The 19,659-nt window shown below is 73.1% G+C and carries 19 protein-coding genes; 14 read left to right on the forward strand and 5 right to left on the reverse strand.

The window, feature by feature from the left end; translation table 11 throughout:
* Positions 1-270 precede the first annotated feature (270 nt).
* Genes QWM81_RS14555 through QWM81_RS14565 form a run of 3 tightly spaced genes read left to right on the forward strand, consistent with a single transcriptional unit; the run spans position 271 to position 3,073 of the window.
* Positions 271-1,137, forward strand: coding sequence for a hypothetical protein (locus QWM81_RS14555; RefSeq protein WP_290112460.1), 867 nt, complete (start codon positions 271-273; stop codon positions 1,135-1,137).
* Positions 1,134-2,321, forward strand: a complete 1,188-nt coding sequence (gene mycP / locus QWM81_RS14560; protein WP_290112341.1) for a type VII secretion-associated serine protease mycosin — start codon at positions 1,134-1,136, stop codon at positions 2,319-2,321. The genes QWM81_RS14555 and mycP overlap by 4 nt, the downstream gene beginning before the upstream one ends.
* A gap of 20 nt (positions 2,322-2,341) precedes the next feature.
* A complete protein-coding gene (locus tag QWM81_RS14565) occupies positions 2,342-3,073 on the forward strand; it encodes an SseB family protein (protein ID WP_290112342.1) in 732 nt (243 codons plus the stop codon).
* Between the two features lie 129 nt (positions 3,074-3,202).
* Here the strand turns inward: QWM81_RS14565 and QWM81_RS14570 are convergent, their stop codons facing one another.
* Positions 3,203-3,577: a DUF1844 domain-containing protein gene (locus QWM81_RS14570; protein ID WP_290112343.1), complete on the reverse strand. Its 375-nt coding sequence runs from the start codon at positions 3,575-3,577 to the stop codon at positions 3,203-3,205.
* 291 nt (positions 3,578-3,868) lie between these two features.
* Here QWM81_RS14570 and infC point away from each other — a divergent pair, with 291 nt between their 5' ends.
* The 9 genes from infC to QWM81_RS14615 all read left to right on the forward strand — a co-directional run bounded on the left by infC (position 3,869) and on the right by QWM81_RS14615 (position 13,867).
* Positions 3,869-4,558 (forward strand): translation initiation factor IF-3, encoded by a 690-nt coding sequence (gene infC, locus QWM81_RS14575; protein ID WP_290112345.1) that lies wholly within the window; start codon positions 3,869-3,871, stop codon positions 4,556-4,558.
* 101 nt (positions 4,559-4,659) lie between these two features.
* On the forward strand, positions 4,660-4,854 hold the full coding sequence (rpmI, locus tag QWM81_RS14580; RefSeq protein ID WP_041128339.1) for a 50S ribosomal protein L35: 195 nt from the start codon (positions 4,660-4,662) through the stop codon (positions 4,852-4,854).
* 102 nt (positions 4,855-4,956) lie between these two features.
* Positions 4,957-5,343 (forward strand): 50S ribosomal protein L20, encoded by a 387-nt coding sequence (rplT, locus tag QWM81_RS14585; RefSeq protein WP_073758255.1) that lies wholly within the window; start codon positions 4,957-4,959, stop codon positions 5,341-5,343.
* A gap of 98 nt (positions 5,344-5,441) precedes the next feature.
* Positions 5,442-6,296 (forward strand): TrmH family RNA methyltransferase, encoded by an 855-nt coding sequence (locus QWM81_RS14590; protein WP_290112347.1) that lies wholly within the window; start codon positions 5,442-5,444, stop codon positions 6,294-6,296.
* Positions 6,297-6,354: 58 nt separating this feature from the next.
* On the forward strand, positions 6,355-7,479 hold the full coding sequence (locus tag QWM81_RS14595; RefSeq protein ID WP_290112348.1) for a sensor histidine kinase: 1,125 nt from the start codon (positions 6,355-6,357) through the stop codon (positions 7,477-7,479).
* 135 nt (positions 7,480-7,614) lie between these two features.
* Positions 7,615-8,739 carry a phenylalanine--tRNA ligase subunit alpha gene (pheS, locus tag QWM81_RS14600; RefSeq protein ID WP_290112349.1) on the forward strand — a complete coding sequence of 375 codons (1,125 nt, stop codon included), beginning with the start codon at positions 7,615-7,617 and terminating at the stop codon, positions 8,737-8,739.
* Positions 8,739-11,267: a phenylalanine--tRNA ligase subunit beta gene (gene pheT / locus QWM81_RS14605; protein ID WP_290112350.1), complete on the forward strand. Its 2,529-nt coding sequence runs from the start codon at positions 8,739-8,741 to the stop codon at positions 11,265-11,267. The genes pheS and pheT overlap by 1 nt, the downstream gene beginning before the upstream one ends.
* A gap of 642 nt (positions 11,268-11,909) precedes the next feature.
* A complete protein-coding gene (locus tag QWM81_RS14610) occupies positions 11,910-13,250 on the forward strand; it encodes an NsdA family TPR-like regulatory protein (RefSeq protein WP_290112351.1) in 1,341 nt (446 codons plus the stop codon).
* Between the two features lie 86 nt (positions 13,251-13,336).
* On the forward strand, positions 13,337-13,867 hold the full coding sequence (locus QWM81_RS14615) for an NUDIX hydrolase (RefSeq protein WP_290112352.1): 531 nt from the start codon (positions 13,337-13,339) through the stop codon (positions 13,865-13,867).
* A 23-nt stretch (positions 13,868-13,890) separates the two neighbouring features.
* Here the strand turns inward: QWM81_RS14615 and QWM81_RS14620 are convergent, their stop codons facing one another.
* The gene (locus QWM81_RS14620) at positions 13,891-14,142 is read right to left on the reverse strand and encodes a hypothetical protein (protein WP_290112461.1); all 252 of its coding nucleotides are present in this window, start codon (positions 14,140-14,142) and stop codon (positions 13,891-13,893) included.
* A gap of 143 nt (positions 14,143-14,285) precedes the next feature.
* Complete coding sequence (locus tag QWM81_RS14625; protein ID WP_290112354.1) at positions 14,286-15,146, reverse strand: 3-hydroxybutyryl-CoA dehydrogenase; 861 nt, start codon at positions 15,144-15,146, stop codon at positions 14,286-14,288.
* Between the two features lie 168 nt (positions 15,147-15,314).
* Between QWM81_RS14625 and QWM81_RS14630 the strand changes: the two genes are divergently transcribed.
* Complete coding sequence (locus QWM81_RS14630) at positions 15,315-16,655, forward strand: glycoside hydrolase family 10-like protein (protein ID WP_290112356.1); 1,341 nt, start codon at positions 15,315-15,317, stop codon at positions 16,653-16,655.
* Positions 16,656-16,777: 122 nt separating this feature from the next.
* Here QWM81_RS14630 and QWM81_RS14635 read toward each other — a convergent pair whose 3' ends face one another.
* Both QWM81_RS14635 and QWM81_RS14640 read right to left on the reverse strand, forming a co-directional pair.
* Positions 16,778-16,972 (reverse strand): DUF1918 domain-containing protein, encoded by a 195-nt coding sequence (locus QWM81_RS14635; RefSeq protein WP_290112357.1) that lies wholly within the window; start codon positions 16,970-16,972, stop codon positions 16,778-16,780.
* A gap of 92 nt (positions 16,973-17,064) precedes the next feature.
* The gene (locus QWM81_RS14640; RefSeq protein WP_290112358.1) at positions 17,065-18,060 is read right to left on the reverse strand and encodes a DMT family transporter; all 996 of its coding nucleotides are present in this window, start codon (positions 18,058-18,060) and stop codon (positions 17,065-17,067) included.
* Between QWM81_RS14640 and QWM81_RS14645 the strand changes: the two genes are divergently transcribed.
* A complete protein-coding gene (locus QWM81_RS14645; RefSeq protein WP_290112359.1) occupies positions 18,059-19,495 on the forward strand; it encodes an aminotransferase-like domain-containing protein in 1,437 nt (478 codons plus the stop codon). The two genes, QWM81_RS14640 and QWM81_RS14645, sit on opposite strands and share 2 nt — an antisense overlap.
* The last annotated feature ends 164 nt before the right edge of the window (positions 19,496-19,659 follow it).

Below are 19,659 nucleotides of genomic sequence, written 5' to 3' on the forward strand. Positions count from 1 at the left end.
GCGCCGGGGCACGCCCCCGCGCCCGCCACCGCACCCCCGTCCGGCCCGGCGCCCGCCTCCGCGCCCACCCGCGTCGAGCCGCCGGTCCAGACGACCGCGCGTCTGCGACCCGTCCCCGGGGCCAGGGCGGACGAATCGGCCACCGCCGACCTCCGGCCCGTCCCCGGGACCAGGTGGGACGAATCGGGCACCGCCCCTCGCCGGCCCGCCGTCGTGCCGCCGCCGCCCAGCGTGCCGCCCACCGTGCCGACGCCCAGTCGCCGGCGGCCCGTGGGCGCCGTTGACCTCACGCCACGGCCGGGGGCAACCGCCCCGTCGTACTGGGGCCCGCCGCCCGAGGCGCCCGTCGAGACCACCACCCGCCTCCGGCCCGTCCGCACCCGGCACCCCGCCCGCGCGGCCGGTGCCGTCGCCTGCCTGGTGCTCGGGCTCGGGCTCACGGGCGGAGCCGCCGCCGGTGCCTGGCTCGTCGGCGACTCGGCGGCCCACTCCTCCGCGGACGACCGCTGGACCGAGGCCCGCGGCATCTGGCACAGCGTCCCCGTCGACACGCTCTTCCCCCGCACCCTGAACGGCGACGGCGCGGGACCCGGCGGCGCCGACCGCACGTGGACGCGCGTCGCCGTCGGCCCGGACGGCCCGTGCACCGGCGCCCTCGACCCCCTGCTGATCAAGACGCTCCAGCCGGTCGGCTGCGAACGCCTGCTGCGCGCCACGTACACCGACGCCACCTCCACCAGCGTCACCACCGTGGGCATGGTGTTCACCGACGCCGACCGCCCCGGCATGGCGGCGCTGCGCAAGCGCTTCACGGGCGAGAGCCTCGACGAGCGCACCGACCTCATGCCCCGCACGCTCGACGCCCCGGGCACCCTCGCCGCCGGGTTCGGCCAGAGGCAGCGGGCCAGCTGGCGGGTGAGCGTCCTCACCGACGTACCCGTCGTCGTCTACGCCGTGTCCGGCTTCGCGGACGGCCGTACCGTCGACGACCCGCAGCCCGCCGCCGAGGCGATGGCCGACGGCCAGACGAGCGCACCCGCCCAGGCGGGCCTCGGCCACGAGGCCAAGGGCATCGCCGACCGCGTCGAGCGGGGCCTTCGCAAGACGGCCGACACCGCCATGCGGGAGCCGCGGTGAGGAAAACCGGATACCGCAGGCGTCGTACCGCCGTCGCCGCCGCCCTGGCCGCGACCGCGTTCGCCGTGCTGCCCGCCACCCCCGCCCACGCCGACGCCATCCGCACCCAGCAGTGGGGCCTCGAAGCGATGCGCACCGACGAGGCCTGGCGCACCACCAAGGGCGCCGGCGTCACCGTCGCCGTCCTCGACACCGGCGTCGACGCGGCCCACCCCGACCTCACCGGCAATGTCCTGCCCGGCAAGGACCTCATCGGCTTCGGCGCCGAACGCGGCGACCGCGCCTGGGCCCGCCACGGCACCGCCATGGCCGGCATCATCGCGGGCCACGGACACGGCTCCGGCGGCGAGGACGGCGTCATGGGCATCGCGCCCGAGGCGAAGATCCTCCCCGTCCGCGTCATCCTCGAAGGCGGCGACCCGGCCCGCACCAAGGCCCGCACCACCCGTGGCACCGCCCTCGCCGAGGGCATCCGGTGGGCCGTCGACCAGGGCGCCGACGTCATCAACCTCTCCCTCGGCGACGACAGCGAGTCCGCCCACCCCGACGCGGGCGAGGACGCCGCCGTCCAGTACGCCCTGTCCAAGGGCGCCGTCGTCGTCGCCTCGGCCGGCAACGGCGGCGAGAAAGGCGACCACATCTCGTACCCGGCCGCCTATCCCGGCGTCATCGCCGTCACCGCCGTCGACCGGTACGGCACCCACGCCGCGTTCTCCACCAGCCGCTGGTACGCCACCGTCAGCGCGCCCGGCGTCGACATCGTCATCGCCGACCCGGACCGCAAGTACTACGAGGGCTGGGGCACCAGCGCCGCCTCCGCGTTCGTCTCCGGAGCCGTCGCCCTGGTCAAGTCGGCCCACCCCGGCCTGACCCCCGCGCAGGTCAAGAAGCTCCTTGCCGACACCGCCCGCGACCGCCCCGAGGGGGGCGGCCACGACGACGACAAGGGGTACGGGACGGTCGACCCGGCCGCCGCGATCGAGCAGGGCGCCAAGCTGCGCCCGGCCGACCTGAGGGCCGCCGCCTCCGGCTACGGCAAGCGGTACTTCGGCGCGGGCCCGCCGAGCGCCGCCGCGGAGGAGGAGGGTCCCGGGCTGCTCGCCCCGGTCACGGGCGGCGTCGGCGTGCTCCTGCTGGCCGCCGCGGTCGTCCTGTGGCGCGGGGGGCGTGCGGCCGGGCGCTGAGCCCCGGCTAGGCTCGTCGCGTGGCGCTCAAGAACATCCCTGACCCCGGTTTCTCCGACGACGACGGCACCGCCGACCCGAGGCTCGCCGAGGCCCTCGCGGCCTGGGCGGAGGACCGGTCCGCCGAGCCCCGCGTCCTGGCGGCCCTCAAGGACGCCCGGCTGCTGGTCCCCATCGTCGCCGTCCTCGGCGAGCTGGAGGAGGACGAGAACGGCCTGCGCCGCGAGAAGACCAGCGACATGGCCGTACCGACGCTCACCGCCGGCGACCGCCGCGCCCTGCCCGCGTTCACGTCCACCGACGCGCTCGCCCGCTGGGACCCGGCCGCCCGCCCCGTCGCCGTACCGCTGCACCAGGCGCTCCAGGCCGCCGCCCACGAGAAGGCCGACACGCTCGTGCTCGACCTCGCGGGACCCGTGCCCTACCAGCTGACCGGCCCCGCGCTGCTTGCCCTCGCCGAGGGCCGCACCAGCACCGACCCGCTCGCCGACCCGGCCGTCACGGCGGCGGTACGGTCGGTGGTCGCCGCCGAGCCGACCGTGCTCCGCGCCCACCTGGGCCCCGGCACCGCGGACGGCACCCTCGCGCTGGTCCTCGCCCCGGACACCGCCCCCGCCGAGGCGGCCGGGCGCGTGGCCCGCGCCCTGGCGGCCGACGACACACTCAGGGCCCGCCTGGTGCGCGGCCTCGACCTGGCCCTCCTCCCGGCCACCGCCACCCCCCCGGGCGAGCCCTTCTACGTGCGCGCCTGAGGCCTCGGGGCCCTGCGGCCTCAGCCGATGACCGCCCCTCGGTGCCCGTCGCGTCAGCCGAAGACCGGGCCGGTGACGGCAGTCGCGCGCCACGCCGCGGGGCGTAAGCAGACGCCAGGCCCCGCCGCGTCAGCCGAAGACCGGGCCGGTGTACTTCTCGCCCGGGCCCTGGCCCGGGTCGTCCGGGACGATCGAGGCCTCGCGGAACGCCAGCTGGAGTGACTTCAGGCCGTCGCGCAGCGGCGCCGCGTGGAACGAGCTGATCTCCGTCGCGCCCGCGTCCAGCAGGCCCGCCAGCGCGTGGATCAGCTTGCGCGCCTCGTCCAGGTCCTTGTACTGCTCGCCCTCCTCGGTGAGCCCGAGCTTGACGGCGGCGGCGCTCATCAGGTTGACGGCGACCGTCACGATCACCTCGACCGCGGGGACCTCCGCGATGTCGCGGGTCATGGTCTCGAAGTCGGTGGTCTGGGCGGCGGAGGCGTTGCTCGGCGTGGCGTCACTCATGGCGCCCACGATAGGCGCCCGCGTCCCGGTTAGCCGCACCCGCCGGGAGCTGGTAACCTGGTGTGACGACCGGCTGGACGCGACTCGTGTTCCGGCCCACAAGTGGAGGCTCCGATCTCCCACCTGGCCGCCCTCCGGGGCGGCGGGTCACCGGTCAGGTGGCGCCCATCGTTCCGTACGGACGATGGAGCCGCCCGAACGCGCGCCCCGCGGTTGACCGCGGCGGTGCTCCGGTATCACAAGGAGCCCCGCCTGTGTCCCGTCCGGGGCATTTTTCATGCACCGGCGCGGTTGGTCTCACACAACAGACGTTACGCGTCCGTCCGCCAGGCGGTCGCGTGGTGCTACCGAGGAGGATCCATCAGCGCCGAGCCCCGCATCAACGACCGGATTCGCGTTCCCGAGGTGCGACTTGTCGGTCCCAGCGGCGAGCAGGTCGGGATTGTCCCGCTTGCCAAGGCCCTGGAGCTTGCGCAGGAGTACGACCTGGACCTGGTCGAGGTCGCGGCGAACGCCCGTCCGCCCGTGTGCAAGCTCATGGACTACGGGAAGTTCAAGTACGAGTCGGCCATGAAGGCCCGTGAGGCGCGCAAGAACCAGGCGCACACGGTCATCAAGGAGATGAAGCTCCGGCCGAAGATCGACCCGCACGACTATGACACCAAGAAGGGTCACGTCGTCCGGTTCCTCAAGCAGGGCGACAAGGTCAAGATCACGATTATGTTCCGTGGTCGCGAGCAGTCCCGGCCGGAGCTCGGCTTCCGGCTGCTGCAGCGGCTGGCGGAGGACGTCCAGGACCTCGGGTTCGTCGAGTCGAACCCGAAGCAGGACGGCCGGAACATGATCATGGTTCTCGGACCGCACAAGAAGAAGACCGAGGCGATGGCCGAGGCCCGTGAGGCGCAGGCCGCCCGCAAGGCGGAGCGCCAGGGCCAGCCCGCCCAGGCGGACGAGTCCGCCGACGAGGCTGCCGAGGCCTGATTCCCGGGCACCCGCCCAGGATGCAACCGACACACCTGACGCTCCCGCGCGCCGGTCTCCGGACCGGCTGGGAGCGCCACTGACGAGGAGAGAACGGCGCTATGCCGAAGAACAAGACGCACTCCGGTGCCAAGAAGCGCTTCAAGGTCACCGGCTCCGGCAAGATCCTGCGCGAGCGCGCCGGCAAGCGCCACCTGCTCGAGCACAAGTCGTCCAAGCTGACGCGTCGCCTCACCGGCAACGCCGAGATGGCCCCGGGTGACAGCGCCAAGATCAAGAAGATGCTGGGCATCTGACTGACTTCCCGCCCTCGGTGACGAGGGCAGCCCGACACCGGGACCCATATCGTTTCCGGGCCGTGTGAGTCCAACCACGGCCCCGCTACAAGGAGTTAACAAGTGGCACGCGTCAAGCGGGCAGTCAACGCCCACAAGAAGCGCCGGGCGATTCTCGAGCAGGCCAGCGGCTACCGCGGCCAGCGTTCGCGCCTGTACCGCAAGGCCAAGGAGCAGGTCACCCACTCGCTGGTCTACAACTACAACGACCGCAAGAAGCGCAAGGGCGACTTCCGTCAGCTGTGGATCCAGCGCATCAACGCCGCTGCCCGCGCCAACGGTATGACGTACAACCGCCTCATCCAGGGTCTGAAGGCCGCCAACATCGAGGTGGACCGCAAGATCCTGGCCGAGCTCGCGGTCAACGACGCGGGCGCGTTCGCCGCGCTCGTCGAGGTCGCCCAGAAGGCGCTCCCGAGCGACGTCAACGCCCCGAAGGCCGCTGCCTGATCTCCCAGGCCGCAGTTCTTCCCTCCGGACCCGCAGGCCCCGAGCCTGCGGGTCCGGTCTGTTCCGCAGACCTCACGACGAGAGAGCCGCCGACCACCATGGGCACCCCTGAGCTGATCTCCCCCCGTTCCCCGCGGGTCATCGCCGCCCGGCGGCTCGCCAAGCGCAACTTCAGGGGCAAGGAGCGCCGGTTCATCGCCGAGGGGCCCCAGGCCGTGCGCGAGGCCGTCGCGCACCGCGGCGGCGGGGAGCCCACGCTGGTCGAGCTGTTCACGACCGTCGAGGCCGCCGAGCGGTACGCCGACATCGTCGAGGCCGCCCGCGCCACCGGCGCCCGCGTCCACCACGCCTCCGACGCCGTCCTCGCCGAGGTCTCGCAGACCGTCACCCCGCAGGGGCTGCTCGGGGTGTGCCGGTTCCTGGACTCGCCGTTCGAGGAGATCCTCCGGGCCCGCCCCAAGCTGGTCGCCGTCCTCGCCCACGTACGCGACCCCGGCAACGCCGGGACCGTGCTGCGGTGCGCCGACGCGGCCGGCGCCGACGCCGTCGTCCTCACGGACGCCTCCGTCGACCTCTACAACCCCAAGGCGGTGCGCGCCTCGGTCGGGTCCGTCTTCCACCTCCCCGTCGCCGTGGGCGTGCCCGTCGAGCAGGCCGTCGCCGGGCTCAGGGACGCGGGGCTGCGGGTCCTGGCCGCCGACGGGGCGGGCGAGCAGGACCTGGACGCCGAGCTCGACGCGGGCACCATGGGCGGGCCCACCGCCTGGATCTTCGGCAACGAGGCGTGGGGCCTGCCCGAGGAGACCCGCGCCCTCGCGGACGCCGTGGTGCGCGTCCCGATCCACGGCAAGGCCGAGAGCCTGAACCTCGCCACCGCCGCGGCCGTATGTCTCTACGGCTCCGCCCGTGCGCAGCGTGCTGCCGGAGGGTGCCGCTCCGTCACCACTCCCTAGTAGGCTGGCGGGCTCGGGGGGATGCCCACTGTGCTGCACGGAGAGGTGGGATACCGGGATGACGCTGGGGACGAGCAGGCCGGCGCCGGCGAGGGGCGCCTTACTCGACGCCTCCGCCGAGCCGCCCGCGCACGCGTGCGATCCCGACGACCTGCCAGACGGCCTGGTCGTCGCCGACGAGAACGGCCGCGTGGTCTGCTTCAACGCCGCCGCCGTCCGCCTCACCTCCGTACCCCGGGCACAGGCCCTCGGCCGTCCGCTGGAGCGGGCGCTGCCGCTGGAGGACCTCAAGGGGCGCCGCTGGTGGGAGCTGACCGACCCGTACGGCGGGCTCGCCATCCGCGTCGGGCAGCCCGAGCGCAACCTGCTGCTGCCCGGTGGCCGTGAGATCCTCGTCGCCGCCCGCTACGTACGCGACCAGCCGCTCGCGCCGGTACGCAAGGTGGTCGTCACCCTGCGCGGGACCGAGGCCAGGCGCCGTACCGAGCGCAGCCACGCCGAGCTGATCGCCACCGTCGCCCACGAACTGCGCTCACCGCTCACCTCCGTCAAGGGCTTCACGGCGACCCTGCTCGCCAAGTGGGAGCGGTTCACCGACGACCAGAAGCGGCTGATGCTGGAGACCGTCGACGCCGACGCCAGCCGCGTCACCCGGCTGATCGCCGAGCTCCTGGACATCTCCCGAATAGACTCCGGCCGCCTCGAAGTGCGCCGCCAGCCCGTCGACATCGCCGCCGCCGTCGGCCGCCACATCCAGGCCCACACCGCGCGCGGCCAGTCGCCCGACCGGTTCTTCGTCCGCGTACGCCGCCCGCTGCCCGATCTGTGGGCCGACCCCGACAAGATCGACCAGGTGCTCGGCAACCTCCTGGAAAACGCGGTGCGCCACGGCGAGGGAACCGTCACCATCGAGGTGGCACCCGCCTGTGCGGACGACGACCAGAAGGGAACGACCGTCACCGTGAGCGACGAAGGCCCCGGCATTCCCGAGGAGTCGATGGGCCGTGTCTTCACCCGCTTCTGGCGGGGGAGCAAGCGCGGCGGGACCGGTCTTGGCCTGTACATCGTCAAGGGCATCGTCGAGGCGCACGGCGGGACGATCACCGTCGGCCGCGGACCCGGCGGCGGCGCGCAGTTCCGATTTACGCTGCCCGTGGGCGCCCCCTCCTATCTCACGTCATAGAGGGTCCAGGGCGTCCACGGGCTGATCCGCGGCGCATCCGCCTGCCCCCACCCCGTTAGACTCGTCCTTTGGCACCTTTGCGTCCTCGGTCGTCGAGCGGGGGCCCCAGCCAGCCCATCGGAAGTACGGGAAGAGATGTCGGCACCGAACAAGTCGTACGACCCAGTCGAGGTCGAGGCACTGAAACCGGAAGAGATCGAGCGCATGCGGGACGAGGCGCTCGCCGCCTTCGCCGCCGCCGGTGACCTCGACGCGCTCCACGAGGCCAAGGTCGCGCACACCGGCCCCGCCTCGCCGCTCGCCCTCGCCAACCGGGAGATCGGCGCCCTGCCCCCGCACGCCAAGGCCGAGGCCGGCAAGCGCGTGGGCCAGGCCCGGGGTGCCGTGAACAAGGCACTGGCCGCCCGCCAGGCGGAGCTGGAGGCCGAGCGCGACGCGCGCGTGCTGGTCGAGGAGGCGGTGGACGTCACGCTGCCCTACGACCGCGTTCCCGCCGGCGCCCGCCACCCGCTGACCACCCTCATGGAGCGGATCGAGGACGTCTTCGTCGGCATGGGCTACGAGGTGGCCGAAGGCCCCGAGGTCGAGTCCGAGTGGCTCAACTTCGACGCCCTCAACATCGCCGTCGACCACCCCGCCCGAGGCGAGCAGGACACCTTCTTCGTCGCCGACGCCGAGGGCAGGAGCGGTTCGGGTGTCGTGCTCCGCACGCACACCTCGCCCGTCCAGGTCCGCTCCATGCTGGACCGCGAGCCGCCGCTGTACGTGATCTGCCCCGGCCGTGTGTACCGCACCGACGAGCTGGACGCCACGCACACCCCGGTCTTCCACCAGGTGGAGCTGCTCGCCGTCGACGAGGGCCTCACCATGGCCGACCTCAAGGGCACTCTCGACCACATGGTCCAGGCGCTGTTCGGCGGTGAGGGCATGAAGACCCGGCTGCGGCCCAACTTCTTCCCCTTCACCGAGCCGTCCGCCGAGATGGACATGGTCTGCTACGTGTGCCGCGGCGAGTCCGTCGGCAACCCGGAGCGCCCCTGCCGCACCTGCTCCAGCGAGGGCTGGATCGAGCTCGGCGGCTGCGGCATGGTCAACCCGAAGGTGCTGACCGCCTGCGGCGTGGACCCCGAGAAGTACAGCGGATTCGCCTTCGGGTTCGGCATCGAGCGGATGCTGATGTTCCGCCACAACGTCGAAGACATGCGAGACATGGTCGAGGGTGACGTCCGGTTCACCCGGCCGTTCGGGATGGAGATCTGATGCGGGTCCCGCTTTCTTGGCTGCGGGAGTACGTCGACCTGCCGGCGACGGAGACCGGCCGTGACGTACAGACCAGGCTCATCGCGGCAGGTCTTGAGGTCGAGACCGTCGAGCGGCTCGGCGCCGGGCTCACGGGGCCGCTGGTGGTCGGCCAGGTCCTCACCATCGAGGAGCTGACCGAGTTCAAGAAGCCCATCCGGTTCTGCACCGTCGACGTCGGCCGGGCCAACGGCACGGGTGAGCCGCAGGAGATCATCTGCGGTGCCCGCAACTTCGCCGAGGGCGACAAGGTCGTCGTGGCGCTCCCCGGCGCCGTGCTGCCCGGAAACTTCGCGATCGCCGAGCGGAAGACGTACGGCAGGGTCTCCCGCGGCATGATCTGCTCCGGCGACGAGCTCGGCATGGGCGACGACGGCAGCCACGGCATCATCGTGCTGCCGCCCGAGGTCGAAATCGGCAGCGACGCCGCCGCGCTGCTGGAGCTGTACGACGAGGTCCTCGACATCGCCGTCACCCCCGACCGCGGCTACTGCCTGTCGCTGCGCGGAGTCGCCCGGGAGACGGCCACCGCCTACGGGCTGCCGCTGCGCGACCCGGCCCTGCTCGACGTGCCCGCGCCGAACGCGTACGGCTACCCGGTGAAGGTCGCCGACCCCATCGGCTGCGACCGCTTCACCGCGCGTACGGTCGTCGGGCTCGACCCCGAGGCCCGCTCGCCGATCTGGCTGCGCCGCCGCCTCCAGAAGGCGGGCATGCGCCCCATCTCGCTCGCCGTCGACATCACCAACTACGTGATGCTGGAGCTCGGCCAGCCGCTGCACGCGTACGACCGCACCCGCGTCCAGGGCGCGATCGGCGTGCGCCGCGCGGAGGCGGGCGAGAAGCTCACCACCCTCGACGGCGTCACGCGCGTCCTCGACGCCGAGGACCTGGTGATCACGGACGACCGCGGGCCGATCGGCCTCGCGGGCGTGATGGGCGGCGCCAACACCGAGATCGCCGACTCCGTCACCGACCCGGAGACCGGCGAGGTGCGCGGCACCACCGAGGTGGTCATCGAGGCCGCCCACTTCGACCCGGTCGCCGTCGCCCGCACCGCGCGGCGCCACAAGCTGTCCTCCGAGGCGTCCCGGCGCTTCGAGCGCGGGGTCGACCCGCAGGCCGCCGCCGCTGCCGCGCAGCGCACCGTCGACCTGCTGGTCCTCCTCGCGGGCGGCACCGCCGAGGCGGGCGTCACCGAGGTCATCGCGCCGTCCGCGCCACGCACGGTGCGGCTGCGGGCCGACCACCCCGACCGGGTCGCCGGTGTCGTCTACGGCCGCGAGACCGTCGTACGCCGCCTCCAGGAGGTCGGCTGCGACGTCTACGGGCAGGACGAGCTGACCGTCACCGTCCCGTCGTGGCGCCCCGACCTCGCCCACCCCAACGACCTCGCCGAAGAGGTCATCCGGCTGGAGGGGTACGAGAACCTTCCCTCCACGCTGCCCAAGCCCCCGGCCGGCCGGGGACTCACCGCGCGCCAGCGGCTGCACCGCCGCGTCGGGCGGGCGCTCGCCGGGGCCGGGTACGTCGAGGCGCTGAACTACCCGTTCGTCGCCGAGCAGGTCTTCGACCAGCTCGGTCTGGCGGCCGACGACCCGAACCGCGAGGTCGTCACGCTCGTCAACCCGCTCTCCGACGAAGAGCCGGCGATGCGCACGACGCTGCTGCCCGGGCTGCTCGGCGCACTGCGCCGCAACGACGGGCGCGGCAGTCACGACCTGGCGCTCTTCGAGACCGGGCTGGTCTTCCACCCCGGCGACCGGGCCGGTGCCGCGGTGGTGCTGCCGGTCGACCGCCGTCCCACCGACGAGGAGATCGCGGCCCTCAACGCCCCGCTGCCCGAGCAGCCGCGGCACGCCGCCGTCGTCCTCGCCGGGGCGCGCGAGCAGGCCGGCTGGTGGGGCAAGGGCCGCCCGTCCGACTGGGCCGACGCGGTCGAGGCCGCCAGGACCGTCGCGCGGGAGGCCGGTGCCGAGCTGATCGTGCGCCAGGGCCAGTACGGGCCGTGGCACCCGGGCCGCTGCGCCGAACTGGCCGTGGCCCTGGACGGGGAGCAGCGGACCGTCGGGTACGCCGGCGAGCTGCACCCGCGCGTCGTCAAGGCGCTCGGCCTGCCCGCCCGTACGTGCGCGATGGAGCTGAACCTCGACGCCGTGGAGCGGGCCTCGGCCGGTGCCCTGCGCGCGCCGCGGATCTCCGCCTTCCCGGTGGCCACGCAGGACGTCGCCCTCGTCGTCGAGCGGGACGTCCCGCACGCCGAGGTCGAACGGGCACTGCGTGAGGGCGCGGGCGAACTGCTGGAGTCCATCCGGCTGTTCGACGTGTTCGTCGGGTCGCAGATCGGCGAGGGCAAGAAGTCGCTGGCGTACGCGCTGCGGTTCCGTGCCGCCGACCGCACGCTGACCGTCGAGGAGGCCTCGGCCGCCCGTGACGCCGCGGTGGCGCTGGCCGCCGAGCGGACGGGCGCGGTGCTGCGCGGCGCCTGACGGTTCACCCTGTGGGTTGAGCGTGTGGTGAGGGGCATGTCCGGTGGGTCGGACGTGCCCCTCACTCGTTCGCGTGGGAAGCCCGGTGGACTTCCCCCCGGACATGCACGATCGACAGAATCGTCCCGATCGCCGGAGGAGCGTTCCTCCGGCTGGCGGACGTGCTCACCGAGACACTGCGGGGTGGCGCCGGTGCCCCCGGCGGCCCTGATCCACCGGGTGCACTCGGCGCTGCTGCGGCACACCGGCGGGCGGCTCACCGACGATGTGGCGTTGATGGTCGTGCGCGACGACCTTCCCGGGTGCCGGCGCAGCCCGCGGACCCAGGACTGCGCCGTACCCGCCCTGCTCCCTCCTGTCATGAGCGCTGATGTGGACGGAACGGTGCGGCCGGCGCCGTCCGCCCCGCCGCGGAGTGTCGGGCAGATCAATCCGGCGGGACGGAACGGCGCTTGAGCGGGCCGCCGCACTGTACGAGGGGGAGCCGGCGGCCCGGCCGCCTCTGTGAGAGACCCCCTAGTCAACCCGCGCCCGGGGCGCGGTGGCAGAGCGCGTGGCGCACGGATACGGGCACTCGCTTCACACCCCGTGCGAACCCGGCTCCACTACGCTGGGCGACACCGAGGCACCGGAGGGGCACCCATGCAGCCCAACACCCTGCTCGACGCCCTGCTCGACGAGGCGGGGATCTCGAACGCGGGCCTGGCCGCCCACGTCAACCAGGCCGGCCGGGCGAGAGGCCTGGCACTGCGGTACGAACACACGGCGGTGGCGCGCTGGTTGAAGGGCCAGCGGCCGCGCGGACAGGTGCCGGACCTGATCTGCGAGGTGCTCAGCGCCCGCCTGCACCGCCCCGTCACCCTGGACGACATCGGCCTCGGCGTCCCCGGCGAGACGGCCCTGACGCACGGCTCGCCGCTGTCCGGCTTCGTGGAGCGCGCCACCGCGCTGTGGCGCTCCGACGAACAGCAACGGCCGCACATACTGGGCGCCCCGGCCGTGACCGGCACCCCCGCCGTGATGCCCGTCTGGGAGTGGGAGAACCCGCCCGAGGACGCCGACGTCTCGCGTGACGGCCAGACGCACGTCAGCGTGTCCGACATCACGATGCTGCGTGCGGCGAGGGCGCACTACGAGCTGATGTACCGCAGGGCGGGCGGCATCGCCACGCGCGCCCGGATCGTCGGGTTCCTCAACGCCGAGACCGCGCCGCTGCTGCGCGGCAGTTACAACGACACGCTGGGCCGCCAGCTGCACCGGGCGACGGGCGGGCTGGTGGCGGTGGCCGGGATCTGCGCGTACGACTCGGACGCGCACGGGCTCGCCCAGCGGTACTTCCACCAGGCGCTGCGGCTGGCGAAGGCGAGCGGGGACCGGGGGCTTGGGGCCTATGTGATCGCCCTGCTGGTCAACCAGTCGCTGTTCATGGGGGAGTACCGGCAGGCGGTGGCGTTCGCGGAGGCGGCGCTGCGTACCGCCGGGAGCCAGATCACCCCGGCGCTGGCCGCCGACCTGTACGCGATGCAGGCGAAGGCGTACGCCCATCTCGGCGACGGAGCCGGTGCGCTGCGGTGCATCCGGCGGGCGGAGTCGGAGGCGGAGCGGATCCGGCCGGGGTACGAGCCGGACGAGACCGGCTACGTACAGCCGGGGCTGGTCAACGTGCAGGTCGCCGAAGCCCTGCTGAGCCTGGGCGACCTGAACGCCGCGCGGGAGCACGCCGCGGCGGCCGTACGCACTCCGGCGCACGACCGGGGCCGGGTGCACCGGCTGGCCATGCTCAGCCAGATCGAGCTGCGCCAGGGCGAGGCCGACCGGGCGGCGCGGACGGCGGCCGAAATGGCCGAGCGGGCACGGGGGATGGAGTCGCAGCGGCTGCGGGACCGGCTGCGGGAGGTGCGGGAACACCTGGTGGCGAGCGGTTGCAGGGACGCGGCGGAGGCGGCCGACCTCATCGACGGGGCGTTGCGCGTGCCGCTGTGACCTTCCCGCGCTTCGCGTGCGACGTTCCGCCGGGTCCGTAGGCCTGCTGCGATATTGCCATCTACTTGTCGGAAGGTGGCAGAAAAGTGCAGTGGACGAACCTGAGCGAACAAACCATCTATGAAAACCGCTGGTTCAAGGTGAACCTCGCGGATGTCGCACTACCCGACGGCCGGCACCTGGACCACTTCCTCATCCGGCTCCGCCCGGTGGCCGTCGCCACCGCGGTCAACGAGGCCAACGAGGTGCTGATGCTGTGGAGGCACCGCTTCATCACCGACAGCTGGGGCTGGGAACTCGCCGCGGGTGTCGTGGAGGACGGCGAGGACATCGCGGAGGCGGCCGCCCGGGAGATGGAGGAGGAGACGGGTTGGCGGCCGGGCCCGTTGCGCCATCTCCTCACCGTCGAGCCGTCCAACGGCCTGACCGACGCCCGCCACCATCTGTACTGGGCGGAGGACGCCACCTACATCGGCCATCCCGAGGACGACTTCGAGTCCTCGCGCCGCGAGTGGATACCGCTGAAGCTGATCCCGGACATGATCGCCCGCGGCGAGGTCCCGGCCGCCAACATGGCGGCCGGGCTGCTCATGCTGCACCATCTGCGGCTGGGCTGAGGTTCCCGCGTTCCCCCGGGGCGTCAGCGCCCGAGGGCCTGCCAGACGGCCACCGCCAGCGCGCCCACGGAGGTGAGCGCGGCCACGGTCGGCACGGGCCATTTGGCGTGTTCGAGCGCCGCGACGCGCGCGGCCAGATCGGTCAGATCGCGGTCGATCTGGCCGTGGCGCTGGGCGAGCAGTGCGAGCTGCCCGTCGATCCGGGCGAGCCCGACGTCAAGACAGCGCCGCAGCTCTGCGAACTCCTCGACGGCCGTTAAGTGATCGGGGTCCATGGTGGTCACGTTTCCGCTCCTCTTCGTCGACTGACCGGAGCCGAGTCAACTCCCCCTGGTGGAGCGGAGGGAGCGTGTGCGCAAGGCATATGCGAACACGCTCCGCACACCCCGTGCGAATTCCGGTCGCGCTGTGTCACGTCTCACGCGTACGGGTAGAAGCCCGAGCCCGTCTTACGGCCCAGGCGCCCGGCGTCCACCATCCGCTGGAGCAGCGGGGGAGCGGCGTACAGGGGCTCCTTGTACTCCGCGTACATCGAGTCCGCGACCGACGCGACCGTGTCCAGGCCGATCAAGTCGGCGAGCTTCAGCGGGCCCATGGGGTGGGCGCAGCCCAGCTCCATGCCGTTGTCGATGTCCTCGCGGCTGGCGATGCCCGACTCGAACATCCGGATGGCGGAGAGGAGGTACGGGATCAGCAGCGCGTTCACCACGAATCCCGAGCGGTCCTGGGCGCGGATCGCGTGCTTGCCCAGCACCTTCTCGACCACGGCCTGGGAGCGGCTGATCGTGCCCTCGGAGGTGGTCAGCGCCGGGATCAGCTCGACGAGCTGCTGCACGGGGGCCGGGTTGAAGAAGTGGATGCCGATGACCTGGTCCGGACGGGACGTCGCGACGGCCAGCTTCACCAGCGGAATGGAGGAGGTGTTGGAGGCGAGGATGGCGTCCTGACGGGTCACCACCTGGTCGAGGATCTGGAAGATCTCGGTCTTCACCTGCTCGTTCTCGACGACCGCCTCGATGACCAGGTCGCGGTCGGCGAACTCGCCGAGGTCCGTGGTGAAGCTGAGCCGGGCCAGCGTCGCGTCGCGCTCCTCCTCGGTGATCTTGCCGCGCTGGGCGGCCTTGGAGAGCGAGTTGTACAGCCGGGTACGGCCGAGTTCGAGGGCCTCGCCGGTGGTCTCGGCGACCTTGACCTCCAGGCCGCTACGGGCACACACCTCCGCGATGCCCGCGCCCATCTGGCCGCAGCCCACCACTCCGACGCGTTCGATGTCGGTCACATCGTGCCTTTCGCTGATCTTCCATGCGGCAGGATCCCCGTGTGATTCCGGCGCCCGCCTCGACCCCACGACGTTACTCCGTTCGTACGGATGGAGGGCGGCCCGGGGCGGGCATGCTCTGCGGGGACAGAGGGACAGTGGGACAGCTCACCTGGTAAGGGGCGATGAATGCGGCATATCGGGAGAAGAAGTCTCGCGGCGGCTGCGGCCGGACTGGTGGCGTCGCTGATGGTCGCGCCGGGGGCGCGCGCGGCGGGCGAGGGTTTTGGCCCGGCCGGGGCCGGGGCCGGGAACGGGAACGGGGGTGCGGACAGTGCCGGCGTCCGGCACGGCGGCGGCCGGGGCCGGGGCCACAAGGGCCGGAAGGCCGCCACGGAGTTCCGCGGGATGTGGCTGGCGACCGTCGCCAACCGCGACTGGCCGTCCAAGCCGGGCCTGCCCGCCGCCGAGCAGCGCGCCGAGCTGCTGGCGTACCTCGACAAAGCGGTGGAGCGGCGGCTGAACGCGGTGATCTTCCAGGTGCGGCCCACCGCCGACGCGCTGTGGCCCTCGCCGTACGAGCCGTGGTCGCAGTACCTCACCGGCGTACCCGGCAAGGACCCCGGCTGGGACCCGCTGGGCACGGCGGTGGCGGAGGCGCACGCGCGGGGTCTTGAGCTGCACGCGTGGTTCAACCCGTACCGGGTGGCCACCCACACCGACCGGACCAGGCTCGCGGAGGGGCACCCGGTCCGGGTGCATCCGGACTGGGCGCTCGCGTACGGCGGAAAGCTCTACTACAACCCGGGGCTGCCGGAGGTCCGGCGCTTCGTCCAGGACGCGATGCTCGACGCCGTACGCCGTTACGACATCGACGCCGTGCACTTCGACGACTACTTCTACCCGTACCCGGTCGCCGGGCAGGCGTTCCCCGACGACGACGCGTACGCCGCTCATGGTGCGGGCTTCCCCGACAAGGCCGCCTGGCGGCGCGACAACATCGACCGGCTGGTGCGGGAGATGTCGGAACGCATCGCCGAGACCAGGCGGGGCGTACGTTTCGGCATCAGCCCGTTCGGGGTGTGGCGCAACGCCGGCACCGACCCGCTGGGCTCGGACACCCGGGCGGGTGTCCAGACGTACGACGACCTGCACGCCGACACCCGCAAGTGGGTCAAGGAGCGCTGGATCGACTATGTGACACCGCAGCTGTACTGGCACATCGGCTTCGCCCCGGCGGACTACGCCAAGCTGGTGCCCTGGTGGGACGACGTCGTCCGGGGCACGGACGTCGAGCTGTATGTGGGGGAGGCGCTCTACAAGGCCGGTGACCCCGCTCAGCCCGCGGCCTGGCAGGACCCGGCCGAGCTGTCACGCCACCTGGCGCTCGCGGGGGAGCACCCGAGGGTGCGGGGCCATGTGTTCTTCTCGGCCAAGGAAGTGGTGACCGACCGCATCGGGGCGATGGCCAGGGTGGTGGCCGATCACTACCCGACGGCGGTCCGCCCGCCGCGCTATCCGGCGCTGTAGCTGTCCGGCGCTGCAGTCGGGGCCGGTCCGTCCACCGGTCCGCCGGGCCGCCGGTCCGCCCGTCCACCGGTCCGCCGGGTGGCCGGCCGATTCGGCTGGTCCGTGCGGCGGGCCGGTGGCCGTCAGCTGGGTTCCTTGTGGCGTACGACGCTGTCGGGGCCCGGTGACATCACGGCTTCGTGCCCATCGTCGTCGAAGCGGACGCGGTACGGCGGGTTTCCGTCCGGCCCGAGCACTTCGATGACCTCGGCGGTCCGGTCGTGCTGGCCGACGACCCTGCCGTGCACCAGCAATGTGTCGCCTACAGTCGCGTGCATCGAGTGACCTCCTCGTGCCGGTTTGCCCTACTTGTCGCTCGTATGGGGAGTCTACGTCGGCCGGTGTGGTCCGCGTCACCCCGGGAGGCCGTTCAGGCGTTGGCGCGCTGGGTGACCGCGATGCAGACCAGTACCGCTCCGGCCGCCAGGGGCGCGGCGGCGGAGAGGGTCTCACCGAGCAGCGACACCGACCAGACGAGGGTGAGTAGCGGCTGGGCCAGCTGGAGCTGGCTGGCCTTGGCGATGCCGATCGACGCCATGCCCCGGTACCAGACGTACAGCCCGAAGAACGTCGAACCGGCCGCGACCCACACGAGGCCGATGACGCCATGCGCGGTCAGCCGAACCGGCTCGAAGGCCAGCGCGACCGCCGACCCCGCCACGGCGAGCGGCAGGCAGAGGATCAGCGCCCAGCCGATCACCTGCCAGCCCGGCATCACCCGGGCCAGCCGTCCGCCCTCGGTGTACCCGGCGGCGCACACCAGCAGCGCGCCGAACAGGTACAGATCCCCGGCCGACACCGCCCCACCGCTCTGCTGAACGGTGAACGCGATCACCACCGCCGCCCCTGCCAGCGCGGCCGCCCAGAAGGTGCGCGAGGGCCGGCGGCCGGTGCGCAGCGCGGCGAAAGCGGCGGTCGTCAGCGGGAGCAGACCCACCACCACGGCCGCGTGCGACGTGGTCGAGGTCCGCAGCGCCAGCGTGGTGAGCAGCGGGAAGCCCACCACCACGCCGCCGCCCACCACGGCGAGCCCGGCCCAGTGCCGCCGGTCGGGGACGGGGACGCGCAGCGCCAGCAGGAAGGCGCCGGCGATCAGGGCGGCCAGCGCGCTGCGCACGGCGACGAGCGACCACGGGCCGAAGCTCTCCAGACCCCAGGCGGTGGAGGGGAAGGTGAGCGAGAAGGCGACGACGCCCAGCGCGGCGAGCAGGGTGCCGCCGCCGGTACCGCCCGCCGGCCGGGGCGGCCTCGGTGACACACGCGGCCGCGGTGACCGGAGCGCCCCGGGAGAGCGGGGCGACCGGCGTCGGCCGGGCGGCGGGACTGCTATCGACGTGGAGCCAGTAGCGCTATCGTGTGCTGTCATGCAAGAGCGTAGCAGCGTGGCGGAACTGGCGAGCACTCTGAAGCGAGAACTCAACCGCTACTCACCAGGTGGAAAGCTGCCGTCGAGCAGGGCGCTTGTGGAGCGTTACCGGGTCTCCCCGGTGACGGTCTCCCGCGCGCTGGCCCAGCTCGCCGCCGAGGGCCTGGTCGTCACCCGCCCCGGCGCGGGCGCCTTCCGGGCCCAGCCCCGTACCGGCACGCCGCCGCCCGGCGACACCTCCTGGCAGGAGGTGACCCTCAGCGCCGACGCCGCGACGGAGCTGGTACCGCGCTCCGTCGACGCCTCCGGCGTACTGGTCACCCTCGCCGCCCCGCCGACCGGTGTCGTCGAGTTCAACGGCGGCTACCTGCATCCCTCCCTCCAGCCCGAACGGGCCCTCGCCGCCGCCCTCGCCCGGGCCGGCCGGCGCCCCGGCGCCTGGGGCAGACCGCCCGTCGACGGCCTGCCCGAACTGCGCGAATGGTTCGCCCGCGAGATCGGCGGCACGGTCACCGCGGCCGAGATCCTGATCACCGCGGGCGGCCAGTCCGCGATCACCACCGCACTGCGGGCCCTCGCCCCGCCCGGCGCCCCCGTCCTGGTCGAGTCGCCCACCTACCCCGGCATGCTCGCGGTCGCCCGCGCGGCGGGGCTGCGCCCCGTACCCGTGCCGACCGACCGCGACGGCGTACGCCCCGACCTGCTGGCCGCCGCCTTCCGGGCCACCGGCGCGCGCCTCCTCGTCGCCCAGCCGCTGTTCCAGAACCCGACGGGCGCGACCCTCGCCGGTGAGCGGCGCCGCGAGGTCGTCCGGATCGCCCGCGAGGCCGGGGCGTTCGTCGTGGAGGACGACTTCGCCCGCCGCCTCGTCCACGAGGACGCGGGCCCGCTCCCGGCGCCACTGGCCGCCGAGGACCCGGACGGCGTCGTCGTCCACGTCTGCTCGCTCACCAAGCCGACCTCGCCGAGCCTGCGGGTGGGCGCCCTGGCAGCCCGCGGACCGGTGCTGGAGCGGCTGCGCGCCATCCAGGTCGTGGACAACTTCTTCGTACCGAGGCCCCTTCAGGAGGCCGCGCTGGAGCTCGTCGGGTCACCCGCCTGGAGCCGTCACCTCCGCTGCGTATCCGCCGAGTTGAAGAACCGTCGTGACACCATGACCACCGCGCTCCAACTGCACCTCCCCGAACTCGCCCTGCCCCACCTCCCCTCCGGCGGCTACCACCTCTGGCTCCGCCTCCCCGACACGGCCGACGAGCCCGCCCTCGTCGCCGCCGCCCTGCGCGCGGGCGTCGCCGTCGCCCCCGGCCGCCCGTACTTCTGCGCCGAACCGCCCGCCGGGCACGTGCGGTTGAGCTTCGCGGGCGTCGCCGGCCCGGCGGAGATCGCCGAGGGCGTGCGCCGGCTGCGCGGCGCCTACGACGAACTGCCGAGCTGACACCGCGAGGTCGCGAGGTCGCCAGGTCGTGACGTCGTGACGTCGTGACGTACGGGAAGACCGGCTTCGGGGGCTTGGACGGCACCGGATCAGTGGATGGCGTTCCGGTTCCCCGGGGCACCGGACGGGCCGCGGATTCCAGTAGGTAACGGGCGAGCGGCTAG

The organism is Streptomyces ficellus, assembly GCF_030406405.1.
Classification (GTDB): Bacteria; Actinomycetota; Actinomycetes; order Streptomycetales; family Streptomycetaceae; genus Streptomyces; species Streptomyces ficellus_B.